The sequence below is a fragment of the Streptococcus sp. 1F3 genome, assembly GCF_054968985.1.
Map to the genome: position 1 here is coordinate 1 of NZ_JBUEQR010000064.1, position 22,027 is coordinate 22,027.

Annotated in this window: 15 protein-coding genes; 11 read left to right on the top strand and 4 right to left on the bottom strand. The window is 41.5% G+C overall.

The genetic code is table 11. The annotated features are described in order from the left end of the window. The 8 genes from ACVPON_RS05755 to ACVPON_RS05790 form a co-directional block, all read left to right on the top strand. Positions 1 to 610, top strand: a 610-nt coding sequence (locus tag ACVPON_RS05755; protein ID WP_462877058.1) for a Rib/alpha-like domain-containing protein, incomplete at its 5' end; no start/stop codon positions are given. Positions 611 to 1,276: 666 nt separating this feature from the next. Beyond that, complete coding sequence (locus tag ACVPON_RS05760) at positions 1,277 to 1,918, top strand: amino acid ABC transporter permease (protein WP_462877060.1); 642 nt, start codon at positions 1,277 to 1,279, stop codon at positions 1,916 to 1,918. Between the two features lie 11 nt (positions 1,919 to 1,929). Then, on the top strand, positions 1,930 to 2,562 hold the full coding sequence (locus ACVPON_RS05765; protein WP_462877062.1) for an amino acid ABC transporter ATP-binding protein: 633 nt from the start codon (positions 1,930 to 1,932) through the stop codon (positions 2,560 to 2,562). A gap of 30 nt (positions 2,563 to 2,592) precedes the next feature. Beyond that, on the top strand, positions 2,593 to 3,432 hold the full coding sequence (locus ACVPON_RS05770; protein ID WP_462877065.1) for an amino acid ABC transporter substrate-binding protein: 840 nt from the start codon (positions 2,593 to 2,595) through the stop codon (positions 3,430 to 3,432). Positions 3,433 to 3,561: 129 nt separating this feature from the next. Continuing rightward, entirely contained in the window at positions 3,562 to 5,319 is a 1,758-nt protein-coding gene (locus ACVPON_RS05775; RefSeq protein WP_462877067.1) for a PTS mannitol transporter subunit IICBA, read from the top strand. Between the two features lie 51 nt (positions 5,320 to 5,370). Next, positions 5,371 to 7,323: a BglG family transcription antiterminator gene (locus ACVPON_RS05780; protein ID WP_462877070.1), complete on the top strand. Its 1,953-nt coding sequence runs from the start codon at positions 5,371 to 5,373 to the stop codon at positions 7,321 to 7,323. A gap of 1 nt (position 7,324) precedes the next feature. Then, a complete protein-coding gene (locus ACVPON_RS05785) occupies positions 7,325 to 7,762 on the top strand; it encodes a PTS sugar transporter subunit IIA (protein ID WP_462877072.1) in 438 nt (145 codons plus the stop codon). 16 nt (positions 7,763 to 7,778) lie between these two features. After that, positions 7,779 to 8,921 carry a mannitol-1-phosphate 5-dehydrogenase gene (locus ACVPON_RS05790; protein ID WP_462877074.1) on the top strand — a complete coding sequence of 381 codons (1,143 nt, stop codon included), beginning with the start codon at positions 7,779 to 7,781 and terminating at the stop codon, positions 8,919 to 8,921. Between the two features lie 492 nt (positions 8,922 to 9,413). Here ACVPON_RS05790 and ACVPON_RS05795 read toward each other — a convergent pair whose 3' ends face one another. From ACVPON_RS05795 to ACVPON_RS05810, 4 genes are all read right to left on the bottom strand, one after another. Beyond that, entirely contained in the window at positions 9,414 to 10,607 is a 1,194-nt protein-coding gene (locus ACVPON_RS05795) for a cation diffusion facilitator family transporter (RefSeq protein ID WP_462877076.1), read from the bottom strand. A gap of 670 nt (positions 10,608 to 11,277) precedes the next feature. Continuing rightward, positions 11,278 to 11,916, bottom strand: coding sequence for a helix-turn-helix domain-containing protein (locus ACVPON_RS05800; protein ID WP_462877078.1), 639 nt, complete (start codon positions 11,914 to 11,916; stop codon positions 11,278 to 11,280). Between the two features lie 221 nt (positions 11,917 to 12,137). Next, positions 12,138 to 13,358 carry a peptidase T gene (gene pepT, locus ACVPON_RS05805; RefSeq protein WP_462877079.1) on the bottom strand — a complete coding sequence of 407 codons (1,221 nt, stop codon included), beginning with the start codon at positions 13,356 to 13,358 and terminating at the stop codon, positions 12,138 to 12,140. A 53-nt stretch (positions 13,359 to 13,411) separates the two neighbouring features. Continuing rightward, a complete protein-coding gene (locus ACVPON_RS05810) occupies positions 13,412 to 14,224 on the bottom strand; it encodes a Cof-type HAD-IIB family hydrolase (protein ID WP_462877081.1) in 813 nt (270 codons plus the stop codon). A gap of 1,368 nt (positions 14,225 to 15,592) precedes the next feature. On the opposite strand from ACVPON_RS05810, the gene ACVPON_RS05815 reads away from it, so the two are divergent. The 3 genes from ACVPON_RS05815 to ACVPON_RS05825 all read left to right on the top strand — a co-directional run bounded on the left by ACVPON_RS05815 (position 15,593) and on the right by ACVPON_RS05825 (position 21,380). After that, positions 15,593 to 15,811: a hypothetical protein gene (locus ACVPON_RS05815; RefSeq protein WP_462877083.1), complete on the top strand. Its 219-nt coding sequence runs from the start codon at positions 15,593 to 15,595 to the stop codon at positions 15,809 to 15,811. Further along, positions 15,798 to 19,991: a Cna B-type domain-containing protein gene (locus ACVPON_RS05820; protein WP_462877085.1), complete on the top strand. Its 4,194-nt coding sequence runs from the start codon at positions 15,798 to 15,800 to the stop codon at positions 19,989 to 19,991. Before ACVPON_RS05815 ends, ACVPON_RS05820 begins: the two co-directional genes overlap by 14 nt. Before the next feature lie 408 nt (positions 19,992 to 20,399). Beyond that, a complete protein-coding gene (locus ACVPON_RS05825) occupies positions 20,400 to 21,380 on the top strand; it encodes a polyprenyl synthetase family protein (protein WP_462877086.1) in 981 nt (326 codons plus the stop codon). Positions 21,381 to 22,027: the final 647 nt, after the last annotated feature.

The following is a 22,027-nucleotide window of genomic DNA, read 5'->3' on the forward strand; positions in this document are numbered from 1 at the left end:
CAGCCCAGAGGATAAAGAAGCTGTTAAGGACAAGGTTGATACGAGCAAGCTTCCAGAGGGTACAAGTGTTACTCCAGCCGATAAGGTAAGCGGTACTGTAGACAATCCAGTAGTTGAAGTCACAGTAACCTATCCAGACGGTACAACGGACACAGTGTCTGTTCCTGTCAAGCAGAAAGACAGTATGATCTATAGACCACAGTTACCATCCTTGACGGAAGTTGACAATGTAAACCAACTTACAGTTGAAGAGAAAGAAAGGGTTAAAGAAGCCTTTGAGAAAGCAAATCCACAGTTACCTGCTGGTTCAAAAATCTTTGTTTCAGACAAGGGAAGCCTAGCCGTGATCTTCCCAGATGGTTCTGGTTTTGAGATTGATAGTCCTTATATCGTTAGAGGAAAGAACACTCCAGCCCCTCAACCAGAGAAAGTGCAAACAATGCCTCTAAGAGGTCAAGAACAAGCTACACCAATCAACAGAAAGCAGGCTCAACTGCCAAACACTGGTGAAAGCAGTGCTTCAGGAGCTCAAGTAGCAGGTCTACTTACGGTCTTGGGAACTTCCTTATTCTTATTGGCTAGGAAAGGTCGAAAAGAAGAAGAGGGATGAGGCAAAGTAAAGAAGCTATGTGCTAGAGAAGCTTTTCAAATTTTGGAATAGAGAGGTATTCTAAATGGAAAAACGATTGCTAATCAATTATTGTGGGCAGAGAACCTTTACTTGTAAACAATGTAGTCAAACAGTTATTACAGTAACAGGCATTTTGGATAAACGAACTAAGTTTTGTAGTTACTTGTGTTCGAGGCGCTATTGGCGCCATGCCAGCAAGTATCGACAAATCAAACAAGATTTATGAGGAGGAAAGAACTAGAAAACTGTTTCCATAAAAAGAAGAGGTTGGATCAAAATCCAGCCTCTTTTCTGGAGTGAAGTTACTGATACGACCAGTACCTTGGATTACCTTTCTTCCTCCAGTTGAATTTCCTTGGCTATAAAAAGAGAAGCGGAATGCTCCTAGTTAAACGCTACTATTGATGTTGCTCTATTTAGGTAAAAAAATGTTTTTAAAATTATCATGTAATAGAAGAATAAATCCTACAAATGTGGATTTGGAGTATGCACATCTTGGTCAGGAGATTGGATTTGAGTAGAATGATAAATGTGGATAATAATGGAATAAAATTCCATTTTAGGTTATAAAAATGCAGAAAAATGTCTTTTAATTTTCAGAAATTTCTGTTATACTAGAATCTAATTATTATTTTGGAGGGGATTATGGGATATATAATTGAGATTTTGCCGAGCTTATTGAATGGAGCTTTGGTGTCCTTGCATGTCTTTGGGCTGGTCTTGCTCCTGTCTCTTCCATTGGGAGCAGTCGTTGCCTTTTTGATGAAAATTCCCTTTAGACCGTTACTTTGGTTTTTGAAACTGTATGTGCTCATCATGAGGGGAACTCCCTTATTGCTCCAGTTGATTTTTGTATACTATGTTTTACCAAGTATAGGCGTTAGCTTTGATCGGATGCCTGCAGTCATTATCACCTTTACGTTGAACTATGCGGCTTATTTCTCAGAAATCTTCCGCGGGGGGATTGAAGCTATTCCTGCTGGTCAGTATGAGGCAGCTAAGGTCTTGAAATTCACACCTGTACAGACCATTCGTTATATTGTCTTACCACAAGTAGTGAAAATTGTTCTCCCAAGCGTTTTCAATGAAGTGACAACCTTGGTTAAAGATACCTCTTTGATTTACGCTCTTGGTGTGAATGATTTGCTTCTTGCTAGCCGGACAGCTGCTAATCGTGATGTCAGCTTGGCACCTATGTTTATTGCAGGTGCCCTATACTTAGTGATGATTGGTCTTGTGACCCTAGTAGCCAATCGGATTGAGAAAAAGTTTGATTACTATAAATAATAGGAGGTCATATGTTAGAGGTACGCAATCTTTCCAAACGCTTTGAAAACAAGCAGATTTTTTCCAACTATGACCTTGTGATCCCAGAAGGGAAAATCCTTGCTATCGTTGGTCAATCTGGTGGTGGAAAAACGACCTTGCTACGAATGCTAGCAGGATTAGAGCCGATCGACTCTGGTCAGTTGATTTACAATGGAGAAGAACTAGCATTAGAGGAGTTGGGAAAACGACATCTGCTGGGCTTTGTTTTCCAAGATTTCCAGTTATTCCCTCATTTAACAGTGTTGGAAAACCTAATCTTGTCGCCCATTAAAACGCAGCATACTTCTCCTGTAGTGGCTGAAAGCAAAGCCCGTCAATTGCTTGAAACTCTCGGTCTAGCTGGTCATGCGGATGCCTACCCTTATTCTTTATCAGGTGGGCAGAAACAGCGTGTTGCCTTGGCACGTGCCATGATGATTGATCCTGAGATCATTGGTTATGATGAACCAACCTCAGCGCTTGACCCTGAGTTACGAAAAGAGGTAGAGAATCTCATTCTTGAAAATCGAAGAACCGGTATTACACAAATCGTCGTCACCCATGATATGCAGTTTGCTGAAAATATTGCCGATGAGATGATCAAGATTGAGCCTGGCCATTAGAGTTCTTATCGATGAAAAGGGGATTAGAATATGAAAATAAAATCAATGATAACTGGTGCAGTAGGTATGGTAGCAAGCCTTGCTCTTGTAGCATGTGGCGCTAGCCCTTCAACTGTCCAAAAAGACAACTGGTCTAGCTATGAAGAGAGCAAAAAAATCACAATTGGCTTTGATAAAACATTTGTGCCAATGGGGTTTGAAGAAAAAAACGGTCAATATGCAGGTTTTGATATTGATTTGGCGACAGCAGTCTTTGATAAATACGGCATTGCAATTGAGTGGCAGCCGATTGACTGGGACTTGAAAGAAACAGAGCTTAATAACGGTAATATTGATCTAATCTGGAATGGTTATTCAGCGACAGATGAGCGTCGGGAAAAGGTTTTGTTCACAGATGATTACATGGCAAACCTCCAAGTATTGGTCACCAAAAAGTCCTCTAACATCACCGATCCTACAGGTATGAAAGACAAGGTACTGGGGGCACAGGCTGGTTCATCAGGCTATGCGAATTTTGAAGCACAGCCTGCCATCTTAAAAGAGCTTGTCAAACAGAATGAAGCAACCCAGTATGCAACCTTTAATGAAGCCTTGATTGACTTGAAAGCGGACCGCATTGATGGTCTCTTGATTGATCGTGTTTATGCCAATTATTATTTGCAACAAGAGGGACTCATGAGCGATTACAACATCATTGATGCAGGCTTTGAACAAGAAGCCTTTGCCGTTGGTGCTCGGAAGTCAGATACCACCTTGGTTGAAAAAATCAATGCAGCCTTCAAGGAACTGTATGCGGAAGGGGATTTCCAAAGAATCTCCGACAAGTGGTTTGGAGAAGACGTGGCGACAGAGGCGATTAAGAGCAAATAGTGTGTCAGAGACGGGAATATTTCTCGTCTTTTTATTCTTTCATTTTGTCAAAAATTTTGTGCCAAGATTTGAGTTTTTTTCTGCCAGTAAGGATTGTATAATAAAATCAAAAAGAAGAGGAGGAGAAATATGGAAAATTCTTCATTAAAAGTTCGGATTCAAAAGCTAGGTACGACTTTATCCAATATGGTCATGCCAAATATCGGGGCATTTATTGCCTGGGGTGTCTTGACCTCACTCTTTATTGAAAAGGGGTGGCTTCCGAACGAGGAGTTCGCTACCATCGTCGTTCCAATGATTACTTATGTATTGCCACTCTTGATTGGCTATACTGGTGGTTACAATGTCTATGGCCAACGTGGTGGTGTGGTCGGTGCGATTTTGACCATGGGAGTGATTGCTGGTTCGGAAGTGCCGATGTTCATCGGTGCTATGATTGTCGGTCCATTTGGAGCTTGGGTTATCAAGAAATTTGACCAAGCCTTTCAAGAAAAGATTCGCCCTGGCTTTGAAATGTTGGTCAATAACTTTTCAGCAGGTTTGATTGGATTTGCTCTGATGCTCATCAGCTTTAAGGTGGTTGGTCCATTCGTATCCAGTATGACAAGTGCTATCGGAGAGGGTGTAGAAGCCATTGTCGCTATGAAACTGCTGCCTTTGGCTAATATCATCATCGAGCCAGCAAAAGTCTTGTTCTTGAATAACGCTCTCAACCATGGTATCTTTACACCGCTTGGAACAGAGCAGGTCTTAAAGGTTGGAAAGTCAGTCCTCTTCCTGTTGGAAGCAAACCCTGGTCCTGGTCTTGGCATCTTGTTTGCTTATGCTTTATTTGGAAAAGGTTCTGCCAAATCTTCTTCATGGGGAGCAATGATTATTCACTTCTTCGGTGGGATTCATGAAATCTACTTCCCTTATGTGATGATGAAACCAGTCCTCTTTCTAGCAGCTATCGCAGGTGGTGTATCTGGAACCTTTACCTTCCAATTATTGAATGCTGGTCTTGTAGGAGCATCTTCACCAGGTTCCATCATTGCCATTACTGGTCTTGTACCAAAGGAAGGAAACTATTTTGCCAATCTTCTAGCTGTTTGGGGCGGTGTATTTGCTGGTGCTCTTGCTTCTTTCCTTGTGGCTTCAGTTATCTTGAAAGCGGATAAGGCAGAAGGAGCTTCCCTTGAATCAGCACAAGCAGCTACAAAAGCTGCCAAAGCTGTTGCAAAGGGACACACAGAGCCAGCTCTTTCAACTGATGTGACAGTAGAGACTGTACAGCAAATCATCTTTGCCTGTGATGCAGGTATGGGAAGTTCTGCCATGGGTGCCTCTCTTCTCCGTGATAAGGTGAAAAAAGCAGGACTGAATATCCCTGTGACAAATAAGGCAATTGCCAATCTTCAAGATACAGACCATACCTTGATTATCACGCAAGAAGAATTGGCGGATCGTGCAGCGCAGCGTACCCCTCGCGCTCTTCATATCGCAGTGGATAATTTCTTGACTTCACCCAAATATGATGAAATCATTGCCCAATTGACGCATCAAACTGCCCGAGTTGCTCCAACTCAAGTAGAAGCTAGAGACGGAATACCAGATTTGAATGGAATTGATAAGGTGATTTTTCCTTATGGAGAAGCTCAAGGGTCAGCGACAATGGGGCAAGCAACCTTGCGTGCCATCTTTAAAAATAAAGGGATTAAAATTCCTGTGATTAGTGTAGCCTATGAAGACCTGGCAGGATACAATGTACAAACGAGTCTAATTGTGACCACCCTTGCTCAAGAAGCAACAGTGCAAGAAATAGCTCCCAAAGCAGCAAGAATGGTTGTTGATAGTCTTGTAACAGCACCAGAATATGATAAACTGGTGGCGACACTCCAACAATAAGCAGGTTTTATTCTAACAGACAATTTAGAGCAACTGTAGTATAATAAACGTATGTTACTAACCAAACGAGAAGAACAACTGATGAAAGCTTTCCTTCAGGTAGGAAAGCTTTCCTTAAAAGAAATGGTAGATATTTTGCAGGTCTCTTCACGGACAGTCTATCGGACCTTGTCGGACTTAACGGAGAGCCTCTCAAAAGAAAAGATTCACTTGATTAAGGAAGGCAAGAAATACTACCTTTCGGGAAATCTGGCTGCCTTGAGCGATTATCAGGCAGATACGACCTATACTTCGAATCAACGTCAGACTCTGATGGCTTATCAGCTATTGACCAGTCAGGAAGTCGTGACCAATGAGCAATTACAAGAACGATTTTTAGTGTCAAATGTTACTGTAATCCAAGACATTGCGGAAATCGAACGTGCTCTCACGGTATTTGGCTTACAGCTCGTACGTCAACGTGGGTATCGAGTGGAGAGTACATCCAGCCAGAAACGACGCTTTTTAGCCATTTTACTGGCTAATAGCATTTCGATTCAAGATTTTTGGGCGGACAATTATCCTGATTTTCCGGTTTTACGAGTAGAGAGGCTTAGGCAGGTACGTCAAGTCTTTGAACGTTATCAAAGTTTGCTGGGGGATTTAGACCCCAAACTCAAGGAATTTCTGATGATTTTACTAGGGCTAGCAGACAATCAAGGAGAGCTAAACCAGCAGGCTAATGTATCCAAGCTAGCTCTTGAATTTGCTCAAAAAGTCTTTACAGACCTAGCGAAAGAAGTTAAGCGATTTTATAGTATTCAAGAAATCATCTATTTTGCGACTATTTTAGACGAGATTATTATCAAGCGGCAGGAAGTACCCTTGTTTAGTGAGAGTTTTGATAGTGGCTTTTATTACAGTGTTTCCCAATTAGTAGATAGTATCTCACGCTTTACTAAGATTGACTTTGTCAAGGATAGGGAGCTCTTTCCTTTGTTGTTTCATCATATTCGCCTAAGTTTGGCAGTACCTGTCCTTTTTCCAGACAGTGCAACGACCAATGTCGCTTATCTAGCAACTCAGAGAAATCCCTTTCTCCACAGCCTTGTGAGCCTGGTCATGCAGGATCTTTTTCCAAGCTACATTCACAATGAATACGAATACGAATTGGTGACGCTCCACTTTGCTTCTAGTCTTAGACGCAGCCCAGATATTTATCCGATTCGGATGCTTTTAGTAACAGATGAGCGTCCTTTGACAACGAGTGTCCTTGTATCGAAAATTAAAAGCATTGCACCTTTTGTGGGGTGGATGGATGTGCAAAGTACGACCAATCTTGGAAGTTTACATCTTGAGCAGTATGATTACTGTCTTGCGACTAAGCCGATTCCGCAGATGGAGATTGATGTGATTTCAACCTTTCCTAGTACCAAGGAAATTTTGGACTTACAAGAAAGGTTGCAGTCCATTCAAGAGGATCGGACGGTAGCAGTTCGTGAGGACATCGTGGTCAATAAGCACTATGACTTGCAGGCTTATTTGAAAGGGAGCAGCCAGTTGCTGGAGCATTTCTCACTGTATGACTTAGAAAATCGAGCGACATTTGAGGAGACGGTGGTTCAGATTGTTGAAGAGCTTCCCTTTATTAAGGATCGCGACTATCTAGCACAAAAATTGATTTCACGCTTTGAGATGAGCCCGCTTGCGATTCCAAATACCAATCTGGCACTGATTCACACCCAGTCTAGTCAGGTGCTGCAAAGCCAATTTCAAGTCGTCTCCTTGAGGCAGCCAGTGACAGCCCTATCGATGAACAACCACCCCGAAAACGTCCAGCGGGTCTTGGTCATGTTGACCAAGCTCGGTGAGCAGGAAGAAATTCGGGAACTGATGACTGCTATCAGCCAGTCCATTATTGAAAATAATCTTTATACAGAAATTTATCGTACAGGAAATCAGGAAATTATTTACCAACTTCTGAATTCAATCTTCAATGAAAAAATCAAACAATGGGAGAACTAATATGGAACTTCAACAAGAACTGATTCAATTAAAGCAAACATTTGCAACAAAAGAAGAAGCGATTCGCTTTTGCGGACGTCAACTAGTGGAGGCAGGGCATGTCAATGAAGCCTACATCGAGGCGATGATTGAGCGCAACGAAGAACTCTCTGTCTATATGGGCAACTTTATTGCCATTCCGCATGGAACAGAAGCAGCAAAAAAAGAAGTCCTTTCATCAGGAATGACCATTGTCCAAGTTCCTGCCGGGGTTAATTTTGGAACAGAAGCTGATCCTAAAATTGCAACGGTCCTCTTTGGAATTGCGGGTCTTGGGGATGAGCATTTGAATATTATTCAAAACATTTCTATCTTTTGTGCAGATGTAGACAATGTGGTTAAGCTAGCAGATGCAGCTTCAAAAGAAGAAGTGATTGCACTTTTAAATAGTGTTGGGTAAGAAAGAGGGGATGAAGATGAAAAAAGCAGTCCATTTTGGTGCGGGAAATATCGGCCGTGGTTTTATCGGTGAAATTTTATTTGAAAATGGCTTTGAAATTGCCTTTGTTGATGTGAATGGGCGGATTATTGATGCCTTGAATGAACGTGGTAGCTATGAAATTGAGATTGCAGAAGAAGGACAAGGCCACATTGTTGTATCAGGTGTGCGGGGGATTAACAATAGCACCCACCCTGAGGAAGTGGTAGCAGCTATTGCAGAGGCGGACTTGGTAACCACAGCAATCGGCCCAAACATTCTTCCCTTTATCGCAGGTCTCGTAGCGCAAGGGATTGAAGCCCGTCAGGCAGCAGGGAATACCCAACCGCTTGATATCCTTGCTTGTGAAAACATGATTGGTGGTTCTCATTTTCTCTATGAGGAAGTCAAGAAACATCTGTCTGAAGCAGGTTTAGCCTTTGCCAAGGAGCATATCGGATTTCCAAATGCTGCGGTAGACCGCATCGTTCCTGCTCAAAGTCATGAAGATCCCCTTTTTGTCGTGGTGGAACCTTTCAATGAGTGGGTTGTTGAGACGCATGCCATGAAAAATCCTGAGTTGAAACTGGACAAGGTCCACTATGAAGCAGATTTAGAACCTTTTATTGAGCGGAAATTATTTTCTGTCAACTCAGGGCATGCAACAGCGGCTTATACAGGAGCCCATTTCGGAGCCCAAACCATTTTGGAAGCACTTGAAAATCCAAGCGTGAAGGAAAAAGTTGAAGCTGTTCTTGCTGAAATTCGTAGTCTCTTGGTTGCCAAATGGGGCTTTGAAGCAAGAGCGCTTGAAGACTATCATAAGATTATCATCAGTCGTTTTGAAAATCCATTTATCATAGACGATGTGGCGCGTGTGGCAAGAACTCCAATCCGCAAACTAGGCTATGATGAGCGCTTTATTCGTCCAATCCGTGAATTAAGAGAGCGTGGCTTGTCCTATAATGCCCTACTTCAAACGCTTGGTTATATCTTTGAATATCAAGATGAGACAGATGCCCAGTCGGTTGAGTTACAAGAAATGCTTACTCAGGAATCTCTTACAAGCGTGGTTAAAAAGGTGACAGGAGTAACGGATCCAGATTTGATAGCAGAAATCATCGCCGTTGTAGAAAGATAGAAGCTGTGAAAAGGGGGGATAAGGTCGTCATCTTGTAGCCTCTATGTATAGCTTTCTTTATGGCAGGAAACTTATACTCTTTAAAAATTGAAAGGATACTTGGTCAACTTGCCTTGGTGAAGGCTCGTTCTACCTTCGGCTTCGATTACACTCATTTAGTTTAACTTTTATTACTTCGACGATTGTGGAAACTCCGTTTCTCTATTTCCAACTTCCAATCATCTAGAAGATGATTGGAACTCGCTTTACCGTACTCTACGATTGTTACTGACTATCGTCAGTATGATTTCCAACCTTCAACAGTCATTAGACTGTTGAAGTAGCCTGCAGCTCCTTGCCTAGTACTAAAAGTAAACGAAACAACTATATAAGGAAATGAGCGGTGCTACTCTCATTTCCAACCTTTCACAATCCTTAATTGTGAAAGCTAGTCTACTTTTAATGTTTATTGAGTATTAGACTAAAGCATTGCAAAAACTGAACTAGCAACGACTAGTTCAGTTTTTGTGTAATCTGATGAAAGACGACCTGCCAGACTTCATGACGGCGCCAGAGGGAGCTGTGGATTTTGTCTCCAATCTCAAAGGTAACCAGTTTTGACTTTTGACTGATAGAAACCATTTGGAAATTGGTCAGGTAGGTCGATTGGATAGGGTGGGATTGGAGCATTTGCTCCTTGTTGAGATAGGAGCCATTCTCATCAATTAGGAGATAGTTATCCTCAATGAGGTCTTGGTAGCCTTTTTCGTGGGCTTGGATTTCTGCTTCAAAGCGGTAGAGCTTATCAAAGACATGCTCATACATCTCATCATGGGGAATTTCAGACGGTTCAACATGGATATCGACATCAAAGACCCCGTGTTTTAAAATTAAGAGTTGCTCGACCTGCTCGGTCACCTCATGACTTTCATAGACAGACAAGTCAGGATTCATTTCAAGGACGATGTCGAGATAGATATTCGCTCCGTAAGTCCTACCACGCTGGGATTTGACTGCGCTAATCTTGGGGAGTTTGAGAATATCTGTCTCGTACTTATGGAGTAGCTCTTCATCAAAACCATCCGATAGGGTAAAGAAACTTTCCATAAAAATCTCATAGGCTGTTTTTAAGATGAAGAAGGTGATGATAATGGCTGCGATTTTATCAACAATAGGAAAACGAAAGGCAGCTGCAAAGACGGCGATAGAGGTTCCGATTGAAGTTGCAGCATCAGAGAGATTGTCCTTGGCTGTTGCTTCTAATGCCTTGGAACGAACCTTTTGGGCTAAACGTTGATTATAGAGATAGACTGCAAACATAAGAAGAGCAGAGATGATTCCGATGGTTGCCCCCATGATGTCAATTTCAACGACTTCCTTACTGAGGAGCTTTTGAATGGTGCTGTGAAGAACCTGAAAACCAACAACAAACATGATGAAAGAGGTAATGAGACTTGCTAAATCTTCCATTTTCCAATGGCCGAATTTATGGTCGGTGTCTGCAGGCTTTTGTGCCATTCTCAATCCAATCAGGACTGCGATATTACCGATAATGTCTGAAATATTATTAAAGGCATCTGCAGTAAGAGCATCTGAGTGGAAGAGAGAGCCAGCTGCTAGCTTGACACCAGATAAGAACACGTAGGCGACAATCGATAAGATAGCCCCGCGCTCAGCCAATTTTAAATTGTGTGCTTGTTGGTTCATAATCCCTCCTTTGTTTGCTTCATTGTAGCAGAATGAGTAGGATTTTTCAAGGATAGAAATAGTCAGGGAAGTGACTATTTCTACCCGAGCCTAAAAATTGGAAAGCGAGGATAGTCAGGGAAGTGACTATTTCTACCCGAGCCTAAAAATTGGAAAGCGAGGATAGTCAGGGGAGTGACTATTTCTACCCGAGCCTAAAAATTGAAAAGCGAGTATAGTCAGGGGAGTGACTATTTCTACCCGAGCCTAAAAATTGAAAAGCGAGTATAGTCAGGGGAGTGACTATTTCTACCCGAGCCTAAAAATTGGAAAGCGAGTATAGTCAGGGAAGTGACTATTTCTACCCGAGCCTAAAAATTGAAAAGCGAGTATAGTCAGGGGAGTGACTATTTCTACCCGAGCCTAAAAATTGAAAAGCGAGTATAGTCAGGGAAGTGAAACAGTTCGTATGAACTGTTTCAACTGCTTACCTATTTTTCTTACATTTTTTAACGTCCTCACATCTTAGTTGAAGTTGGAAATAAGGAAACGGAGTTTCCACACTCGTTGAAGTAATAAAAGTGAAACGAAATGAGTATACTGAAAGAGGGAAGATGTGCTACCGAGGGTTATATTTACCTTTGCAGAGTCTATAATCAAAACCAAGCACTGATTCCAGTGCTTGGTAAGACTATTTCATCATTAGAACGACCAAATGGTTAAAGTCAATCTTAGTAGTGAAGGTCCCTGTTTGAAGTTTGATACCGGTCTCATCTACAGCAAGCACTTGACTAAAGAGATAGTGGTGACCACCCCAGAAACGGTCAATATTAGTATAGGCCTTGCATTTTCCGAGGGAAATTTGATGGTGGGCTGTGTAGGCTTCTTCTTTTTTGATGAGGATATTGCTACAGCGATTGAGGTTGAAGTAGCCGTAGCGCTGATTCTTTTCAAAGCAAACCATATCCTGATAGCAACCGATGATTTTGATATTTCGTAGAACGGAATACCACATGCTATTTAAGGATACATCGCAGACTTTCCCGAGATAGTTTTGGATAGGAAAATTAGGAATGGATAGGTTTTTGTTTTCAGGTGCTGGTGGTTTTGCTGTTTTCAGAGGTGGGAAGTCACTTTCTTCTCTGACCAGCTGATCCAAGCTGATAGCTGCAAAGTCGGCAATTTTGATGAGAGATTGAAGATCAGGAATCGAGTTACCCTTTTCCCATTTAGAGATAGATTGGCGACTGACGGCAAATATTTCAGCAAATTCTTCCTGTGATAAGTGATGGATACTCCGAATGAGACGAATTTTTTCATTTAGTAACATGGTGTCACCTCCTGAGTAGAGTTTAGCAAGAGGAAGGGCATTCCTCAAGAAAGTCTTGTTTACATTTGGCTACTATTGGTTGCAAGTTGAAAAGTCTGATACTAAATGAAGACGAGACTAGCTTTTTCATTTCTTTGCTCGGATAAAACGGATTGTCGCTCGAATTTAATTCAGTCAATCAAAGTAATAAAGTCTGATGTTGGATGTGTCATGCTACCTGCTTATGGATGACAAACAATCCCTAGAATAACATCAACCGCTTTTTCCATGGTTTCAAGGCTGACAAATTCAAAGCGTCCGTGCATGTTTTCGCCACCTGCGAAGATATTTGGTGTTGGAATCCCCATGAAGGAAATTTTGGAACCATCTGTTCCTCCACGGACTGGCTCGATAATTGGCTTGATCTCAAGATTTTCCATGACGCTTTTGGCAATCGTAATCGGTGTCATATCTTTTTCGATGACTTTCTTCATATTGTAGTATTGGTCGTGGAGGTTGACGATAATGCGCGGTGTCTCAAACGCTTGGTTCATCCTTTCTGCAATATCTAGCATCAACTGCTTGCGAGCTTGGAAATCAGCTTCTTCAAAATCACGAATAATATAAGAAGTCTGTGCTTGATCCACACTTCCAGCCATGTCCATTAGGTGGAAGAAGCCTTGGGAACCGTCTGTTTTTTCAGGACGATCTGCTTCTGGAAGACTATTATGGAAATCAATTGCCATTTGAAAGGCGTTGATCATCTGATCCTTGGCAGAACCCGGATGCACATTGCGTCCGATAAAGTCAATCTTAGCAGCTGCAGCGCTAAAGGTCTCGTATTGGAGTTCGCCGAGTGGTCCCCCGTCCATGGTATAGGCAAAGTCCACATCAAAATCTTCTACATCAAACTTATCTGCGCCGACACCGATTTCTTCATCAGGACCAAACCCAACCCGAATTTCACAATGCTTGATTTCAGGGTGTGCCACCAAGTATTCAATGGCTGTCATGATTTCAGCGATTCCTGACTTATCGTCAGAGCCAAGCAAGGTTGTACCGTCTGTTGTAATCAAGGTTTGCCCGTGGTAATTGTTTAGTTGAGGGAAGTCTTTAGGATGGAGTTCAAAACCAGATGTCCCAAGAGCAATCGGCTTGCCGTCATAGTTTTCAATGATTTGTGGATTCACTCCTTCAGCATTGAAGTCAGCGGTATCCATGTGAGCAATAAAGCCAATCTTCCGGGTCAAACTTGGATCATTAGCAGGTAGCGTTCCAATTGCAAATCCATTTGGTAGGTAGTGGACATCTTGCAGGCCAATCCGTTTCATTTCAGGTAGTAGGATATTTTGGGCAAATGCAACCTGACTTTGTGTGCTGGGTGTAGTGGTTGAATGCTCGTCTGAGCGTGTGTTTTCCTTCACGTAGACAAGGAAGCGTTCTAATAGGGTAGGGTATTTCATATTCTCTCCTTTTTATATGTTATATGTTGTGAAATCTTCTATTTTTGTGACTGTTAGCCAATGATATGTTTGTAGATCGCTTTCGCTACACCATCTTGATCATTGGTAGCAGTAACATCGTCTGTTAGCGATTTGATTGAGGCACTGGCATTTCCCATTGCAATACTAAGACCTGCAAATTCAAGCATTTCAATATCATTATTGGCATCTCCAATAGCCATAATTTCCTCTGGAAGAATCTGCAACTGTTGGGCTAAGGTTTTCAAGGCAGATGCTTTATTTGCACCTGTCGGTAAGATTTCAAGTAAGACATCTTGAGAGCGCACAACATCAAAGTCCTGACTAAGTGTTGCGGCGTGCTTCTGTTCAAAAGTATCTGTTGCTTCTTGTGTACCGACAAACATAGCTTGGAAAAGGTGGCGGCTTTGGTCGGTCGCATTTTCCATGCTCAAAATAGTTGGTTCAACGTAGACTAGATTGGCATCGGCGCGTGAGTATTGGTTGGGTTCGTCTTCAAGGACATAGTAGTGTTCCTCATCAAAGAGGGTTAACTGCATGGAGCTTTCTGGTAAGAAAGTTGCAAGGTAGTTGATTTGTTGGGGTGATAGCTCAGCCCAGTCGATGAGTTTCCAGTCGCTTGTCTGATGGGTTGAACAACCATTATTCACAATAACATACTCATTTTCTGCATCTAGCCCCAGTTGGTCAAAATAAGGCTTCACACCTGTCAACATTCGTCCGGTACAGAGAACTAACTTGACCCCCTTTTCAATAGCCTTATGAATCGCTACAATTTGTGGTTCTGTTAGCTGTTTTTGACTATTCAATAAAGTCCCGTCCATATCAAGGGCAAGTAATTTTATCATAGATTCCTCCTCCTGTATTCTATAGAATAGTATAGCATAAAAAAACAGTCCAGTGGACTGTTTTTTCCCGAGCCAAGAAATAAACGTGCGAGGTAGTCCAGTGGACTGTTTTTTCCCGAGCCAAGAAATAAACGTGCGAGGTAGTCCAGTGGACTGTTTTTTCCCGAGCCAAGAAATAAACGTGCGAGGTAGTCCAGTGGACTGTTTTTTCCCGAGCCAAGAAATAAAAGTGCGAGGTAGTCCAGTGGACTGTTTTTTCCCGAGCCAAGAAATAAACGTGCGAGGTAGTCCAGTGGACTGTTTTTTCCCGAGCCAAGAAATAAAAGTGCGAGGTAGTCCGTGGACTGTTTTTTCCCGAGTCAAGAAATAAACGTGCGAGGTAGTCCAGTGGACTGTTTTTTTCCGAGCCAAGAAATAAAAGTGCGAGGTAGTCCAGTGGACTGTTTTTTCCCGAGCCAAGAAATAAACGTGCGAGGTAGTCCAGTGGACTGTTTTTTCCCGAGCCAAGAAATAAAAGTGCGAGGTAGTCCAGTGGACTGTTTTTTCCCGAGCCAAGAAATAAAAGTGCGAGGTAGTCCAGTGGACTGTTTTTTCCCGAGCCAAGATTAAGATGTGAGGACGTGAAGAGCCAAGTAAAAATAGGAGATTGACGAAGTGTTCGATGAACATGAGGTAATCTCTCCTTACAGGGTTCTCAGTTGTAATTAACAGCTGCCTATCTTTTTTACACAACTCTTAGTGGCTTACCTTGGTCTAAAAATCTCTAAAAGATTAGGTTTTCCTTTACCTCCCCTAACCCAGGAAGAGCTAGAGATAAAGCATGAATATATATGGTGTTGATATACTAAGTATATCAAAGGTTTGACTACTAGTCAAACCTTATAACTAACAGTCTCTGTCTAATGGACTAAGAAAAACTAAAATAAACAGGCTTTTGTAGCAAAAACTTCTTATATTGATATATTGATAGAGATAAGATAATGCTCTTTAAAAATCAAAAGGATACTTGGTCAACTTGCCTTGGTGAAGGCTCGTTCTACCTTGGGCTTCGATTATAAGGAAATGAGCAGTGCTACTCTCATTTCCAACCTTTCACCATTCTTAATTGTGAAAGCTAGTCTACTTTTAATGTTTATTGAGTATAAGGCTAGGATAGGCTGTGAAGCAATCTGTAAGAAGAGTTGTTAGTAAGAAAATTAGAGAAAGGAGACAAAGAATGAAAGACAAACAGACTGTATTTCTATCTTTCACTCTCTTTGTGAATTGCGATATTGCATGAGGGTTGGGAGTGGGGGGAGTTTTTCGTGACTGAAAGAGGGAAGAAGTAGTGCAGAGAGATAGTATAAAGGAAAAGGAGGTAAGATTGTTGTGGAAAAACCAATAGACTATTATGAAAGCCGTACGTTTACCTGTAAAAAATGTGGCTGTCAAGTGGTGACTAAAAAAGGGATTCTTGATAAACGAACTGTATTTTGTAGTAGTATTTGTAGTCGGCGTTATTGGCGACATTCTGATGTACGAAAAAAGAAATTATCTGATGAACAATTAAACAAAGAATTGCTAGAGGAGAAAAATGAACAAGCTTAAGAAATGGTTAGTCCTGTTTTTAGCTACAGTTGTCACATTACTAGGTATCTTAGCGAGTGGGACAACTGTCCAAGCAAAGGAGCTACAAAATGTACTAACAGATATCAATTTATGGGATGTGAATAATGGACAACATCTTACAACAGATCAGTCAGGTTCTTATCAGCTAGTAAAAGATGTGACCTATCGATTTGAAACAAATTTTGATTTATCAGCCTATAATGGAAATTTGGCAGACGGAGACTATTTTACCTTTACGATACCTGCCCCAATAACTATTGCCGATACAAGTTTTGATTTGAAAGACGGAGCAACAGATGTGGCTGTTGGAACAGCTACTGTGACTTCAAATGGAGAAGGGAATGGAGGAAGTGTGAACATTACCCTCAAGAATTTGCAGGAATATCTGAAAAAGACAGGTGGCACTCAGGTTCAAGGAGTAAAAGGGACCTTTTATACAGACTTCAAGGTGAGCCAAATAATCAATGGTAAAACAATCACCTATCCATCTACAGAGACTAGCAAACTCATTACTCATACGATTTCCGTTAAAAAACCAACTGTGTCTGATTATACAGGAATCATACAAAAAGAAAATTTTATTAAGATTAACGGAGTGATGAAAGAAGAGTCATGGACTTCTCCGACACTGGGTAAAAGTGGGGACTATATCCATAACTGGTTTTTACGAATCAATACCAATCAATCGAGTTACGATTCCATTACGCTAAAAGATGTGATACCAGATGATTCTGCACCGATGCAGTTTATTCCTGAAAAGCTAAAGATTTTAGCGGGGCATTTTTATTCCAACTTGGATTTTACAGAAGGAAAGCTTCTTGAAGAAGGAAAAGATTACACAATTGAGTATAATAGTGCTTATACCAGTTATACCCTAAAATTGTTACATACTGATTCAAGGTTGGCTGAAAATGGGAAGCCTGCTGCCTATAGTATCTTTTATTCAACAAGTTCTCCTGCAAATGGAACAGAGGTTGTGAATGAATTATCCATGAAAGGTGGAGAGACAGAGATAACAACAAATACGGACAGGCAAAGTACAGTTCATCGTGTGACACGTTCTACCAAAATCACAACAGGTGGTTCTATCCAACTAGAGACAGGCTACCGTATCACGCTCTACAAACAAGATGCTGAAACAGCAGCCTTACTAAATGGAGCGGAGTTTGAAATCACATCCCCAAGTGGTGAGAAAGAGATTGTTACAATTGAGAAAGACGGTGTTGCCCAGTCTAAGGTTTATACAGCTGATGAAGTAGCTAAGGGGAAATTTACCATTGTCGAAACCAAGGCACCAAAGGGCTATGTACTAGACAAAACACCGATTGAAGTGTCGGTTGGAAAAGACGGTGTCATTCGGACAATCAAAAATACAAAAGAAAAAATTTCGATTCCAATAAGTAAGGTATGGGCAGATGCCAATAATCAAGATGGCAAGCGCCCAGATTCTATTACGGTTCAACTGCTTGCCAATGGTCAAGAAGTTGCAGGAAAAACGCTCATCCTCACTTCAGGAAATAAGTGGAAAGCAAATTTTGAAAACTTGGATAAGTACGACAATCAAGGTACAGAGATCACCTATTCCTTAAAAGAAGTTGATCTTCCTAAAGAGTACCAATCCCAGATAACCGGTGACATGACAACAGGATTTACCGTCACCAACACTTATTCTCCAGCTATGACCGAGGTTTCTGGGCAAAAGACCTGGGCTGATAATGACAACCAAGACGGCAAGCGCCCAGAGAAACTCGTCGTGAAACTCCTTAAAACCGTAGCAGGTCAAACAACAGAAGTAGAAGCAAAGGAAATTTCTGCCAAAGACGATTGGAAATATTCCTTTACAAATCTTCCACAATATGAGAATGGTCAAGCAGTCACCTACACAGTCGATGAAGACCTCCCAGAAGGATATGAAAAGACGGTGGACGGTTATAATTTGACAAATACTCATAGCATTGAAAAAACTTCTGTTGGTGTAAGCAAAGTATGGGCAGATGCCAATAATCAAGATGGTAAGCGTCCAGCTGAAATCACTATTCAACTTTATGCCAATGGACAAGCTATTGAAGGAAGAAGCTTGAAGCTTAATGAAGAAAATAACTGGACTGGAAGATTTGAGGATTTGGATAAATATGCGGCAGGAAAGGTTATTGCCTATACTGTCCAAGAAGTGAATCTTCCTAAAGAGTACCAATCCCAGGTAACCGGTGACATGACAACAGGATTTACCGTCACCAATGCTTACTCTCCAGCTATGACCGAGGTTTCTGGGCAAAAGACCTGGGCTGATAATGACAACCAAGACGGTAAGCGTCCAGAGAAACTCGTCGTGAAACTCCTTAAAACTGTAGCAGGTCAAACAACAGAAGTAGAAGCAAAGGAAATTTCTGCCAAAGACGATTGGAAATATTCTTTTACAAATCTTCCACAATATGAGAATGGTCAGGAGATTACCTATACAGTTGATGAGGATCTCCCAGCTGGTTATACGAAATCAGTAGAGGGGTATAACTTGACCAATACTTATACACCAGAGGTAACAGAAGTATCAGGTAGCAAGACTTGGGATGATGCAGACAACCAAGATGGTAAGCGTCCAAGTTCTATTACCGTTCATCTTCTTGCCAATGGTCAAACAGTAGCTAGTAAGACCGTAACGGCTGCAGATAATTGGAGGTATAGCTTTACAAATCTTGCAAAATATGAGGCTGGAAAGCGAATTGCCTATACGATTAGTGAAGAAGCAGTTCCAAGCTACCATACAACAGTTGACGGCTACAATATTACAAACCATTATTCACCAGAAATGATTGATATCACCGTTCATAAAAAATGGGAAGATGGTGATAACCAAGATGGAAAACGTCCCACAATGATTACCGTCCACCTGCTTGCGAACGGTGAGCGAGTAGATCGTCAAATCATTCAAGCAGCTGCAGATGGTAACTGGAGTACGACCTTTACCAACAAGCCGAAATATGCTAAGGGGCAACTAATCCATTACACAGTAGAAGAGGTTTCGGTTGAAGAATATACAACAGAGATCAAGGATTTTACCATTACCAATAGTTATAGACCAAAAGAAATCAGTTATCAAGTGACCAAGAAATGGGCAGACAAGGGAAACCAAGATGGCAAGCGTCCACATTCTATCACTGTTCAGCTCTACAAGTCTGTAGCAGGAGGTGAAGCAGTTGCAGTTCCAGGAAAAGTCTTAACCTTGACTGCTTCAGAGCAAGTAGATGCAGATACTTGGGTAGGGAGTTTTACCAATCTTCCACAATTTGAAAAAGGACAAGAAATTCATTATTCTGTTCGTGAAGACGATGCAACACTGGCTCTATTGTCAGAAGCAGGTTATGTTGCGAGTGTAGAGGGGCAAGTGATTACAAATTCTCGCACTCCTGAAATGATTCGCTTAACTGGAAGCAAGGTATGGGAAGATAGCAATAACCAAGATGGCAAGCGTCCGACCAGTATTGTCGTCGTGGTAAAAGATGACCAAGGAATAGAAGTAGATCGGATTACTGTGACGCCAGATGAGACTGGTCGTTGGTCATTTGAGTCGAAAGAGCTTCCTAAATATGCCAACGGTAAAGAGATTGCTTACAGTCTAGAAGAACTTGTTACAGCAGAGTATACTTCCAGCATTAAGGCTGACGGGAATAACTACAGGATTACCAATAGCTACACACCGAAGAAGATTCAACTTAAAGGTTCGAAGGTGTGGAATGATGGGAACAATCAAGATGGTATCCGTCCAAGCAGTATTACAGTACGTTTATTTGCTAACGGTGTAGATACAGGTAAAGTGGCGATTGCTTCTGAGGATACAGGCTGGAATTACAGCTTTGCAGATCTAGACTATTATCAAGCTGGTCAGGTCATCCAGTATACCGTTCAGGAAGACCCAGTACCAGGCTATACCACACAGATTGAGGGAACCTTGATTACCAATAGTCATATTCCAAAAGAAACACCTCCTACACCGGATCCTAAGGAAGATCCAAAAGTTCCAAATGATCGACAAGAGAATAGAGTCGGATCTAGGAAGGTTCTGCCGGCGACGAACAGCACCATCAGTCTAGGACTGGTTATTGCAGGTTTGATTCTTTTCGTTTGCATTTGGACTTATTGGACCAAGCAAGGTAAGTGGTAAGTTGCTCATGCAGACCAGTCTTTTTTGAAGGGCAGGGATGAGGAATTTTTCGTTTATTATGTCCGTTCATCAGCCCACCAACTAAAGGGCTATGAGCTTTCCCCAGCCAGCGCCTACGGACGCTGGCTTTCGTGTAATGCTCCCATAAATGATGAAAGCAAGGGACTTACATTCCTTGCTTTCACCTTGTTTATATCAGTTTTCAGTTTATCGTCCTCATTATGTTTGATTGGCGGTAACTAGATGACTATTTACTGCATTTCATTTGTGACTAGCCTAGTTATCTTCGTTGGGGTCTTACGATGAAGTTACATTTCAGCTGTTTTTAGATGCCCTCGTATCTTGTGCTAGCTATTATGGGCTAAATAAGGTAAAATAGAGAGCAACTAGGAAATCAAGGAGATTAGCATGTCATCGTATTGGAGTTGCTATCCAGATTTGGAAGAAAAATTGGATAGGGTGAAAAGACTGATTGAGCAGAAACTACAAATCCGTAACCAGAGTATCGGACAGGCTCTTGTGGCTTTAAATAGTGCAGGTGGGAAGTATTTACGACCAGCTTTTTTCTTTTTATTTGCAGCTTTTGGTTCTACTTCAAGGGTAGATACGGAGCAATTGGAGACAGCTGCAGCTTCACTTGAAGTTTTGCATTTGGCAACCTTGGTCCATGATGATGTTATTGATGATTCCCCGCTACGGCGTGGACAGGAGACGATTCAAAGTCGTTTCGGAAAGGATATTGCAGTCTATACAGGAGACTTACTCTTTACAGTCTTTTTCGACCTCCTCCTACAGTCTATGTCAGGCACTCCTTACATGAATATCAATGCTAAGACGATGAAGAAAATCTTGCTGGGTGAGCTAGATCAGATGTCAGCCTATTATCATCAAGAGCAGACAATTCATGCTTACTTGCGGACAGCGGCAGGTAAGACAGCAGCCTTATTCAAGTTAGCTAGCCGAGAGGGGGCTTATTTGGGAGGAGCCAATGACGAGACGGTTCGCCTTGCAGGACATGTCGGTTTTTATATTGGGATAGCCTTTCAGATTATGGATGATTTACTAGATTATACAGAAGAGAAAGAAAAGCTTAATAAGCCTGTCCTAGAAGATATTAGTCAGGGGATCTATAATCTGCCGTTGATTTGTGCTTTAGAAAAAAATCCAAGGGTCTTTCGTCCTTACCTCGATAAAAAACAGGCAATGACAGCAGCAGATGTTGAGGCAGTGGTGGACTTGATGAAGAAAGAAGGTGGGCTAGAAGATGCGCGTATGCTAGCGACACGCTTTACGCAAAAGGCAGTTGCAACTATTGCCCAGTTACCATCCCATCCCACAAGAGATATCTTATTCCAGATGACAAAGCGTTTATTAAAAAGAAATCGTTAGAACCTGTATTCACAGTTTAGCACTTCCATCTAAGGCTCCTTTTTAAGTTAGGCATCGTTCGTTTTTTCAAAATACTCCGTATTTCCTCAAAAAACTACCTTGATGAGCGAAATATAGTAGATTGAAACAACATTAGGACACAAGGTTGCCTGCCATAGACTTCAACAATATACTCGTTTAGTTTCACTTTTATGACTTCGAAGATTGTGGAAACTCCGTCTCCTTATTTCCAACTTCCAATCATCTACTAGATGAATTGTGGAAACTCCGTTTCTCTATTTCCAACTTCCAATCATCTTCTAGATGAATTGTGGAAACTCCGTTTCTCTATTTCCAACTTCCAATCATCTTCTAGATGATTGGAACTCGCTTTGCCTTACTCAAGCACAGCCTTATAGCCTGTTTCCTAGTACGAAAAAGAAACGAAACAACTATAAAAAGACAAGTATGGAAAAAAGGAAGCAATCCATTCAAAAACACAGATAGATCGAATCAAAATCAGAGTACATCTATCTGTGTTTTTCTTTTGTTTCAATTGTGTTGAACTAATACTCCATAAAAATCAAAAGTAGACTAGCTTTCACAATTAAGAATTGTGAAGGGTTGGAAATGAGAGTAGTACCGCTCATTTCTTTATAATCGAAGCC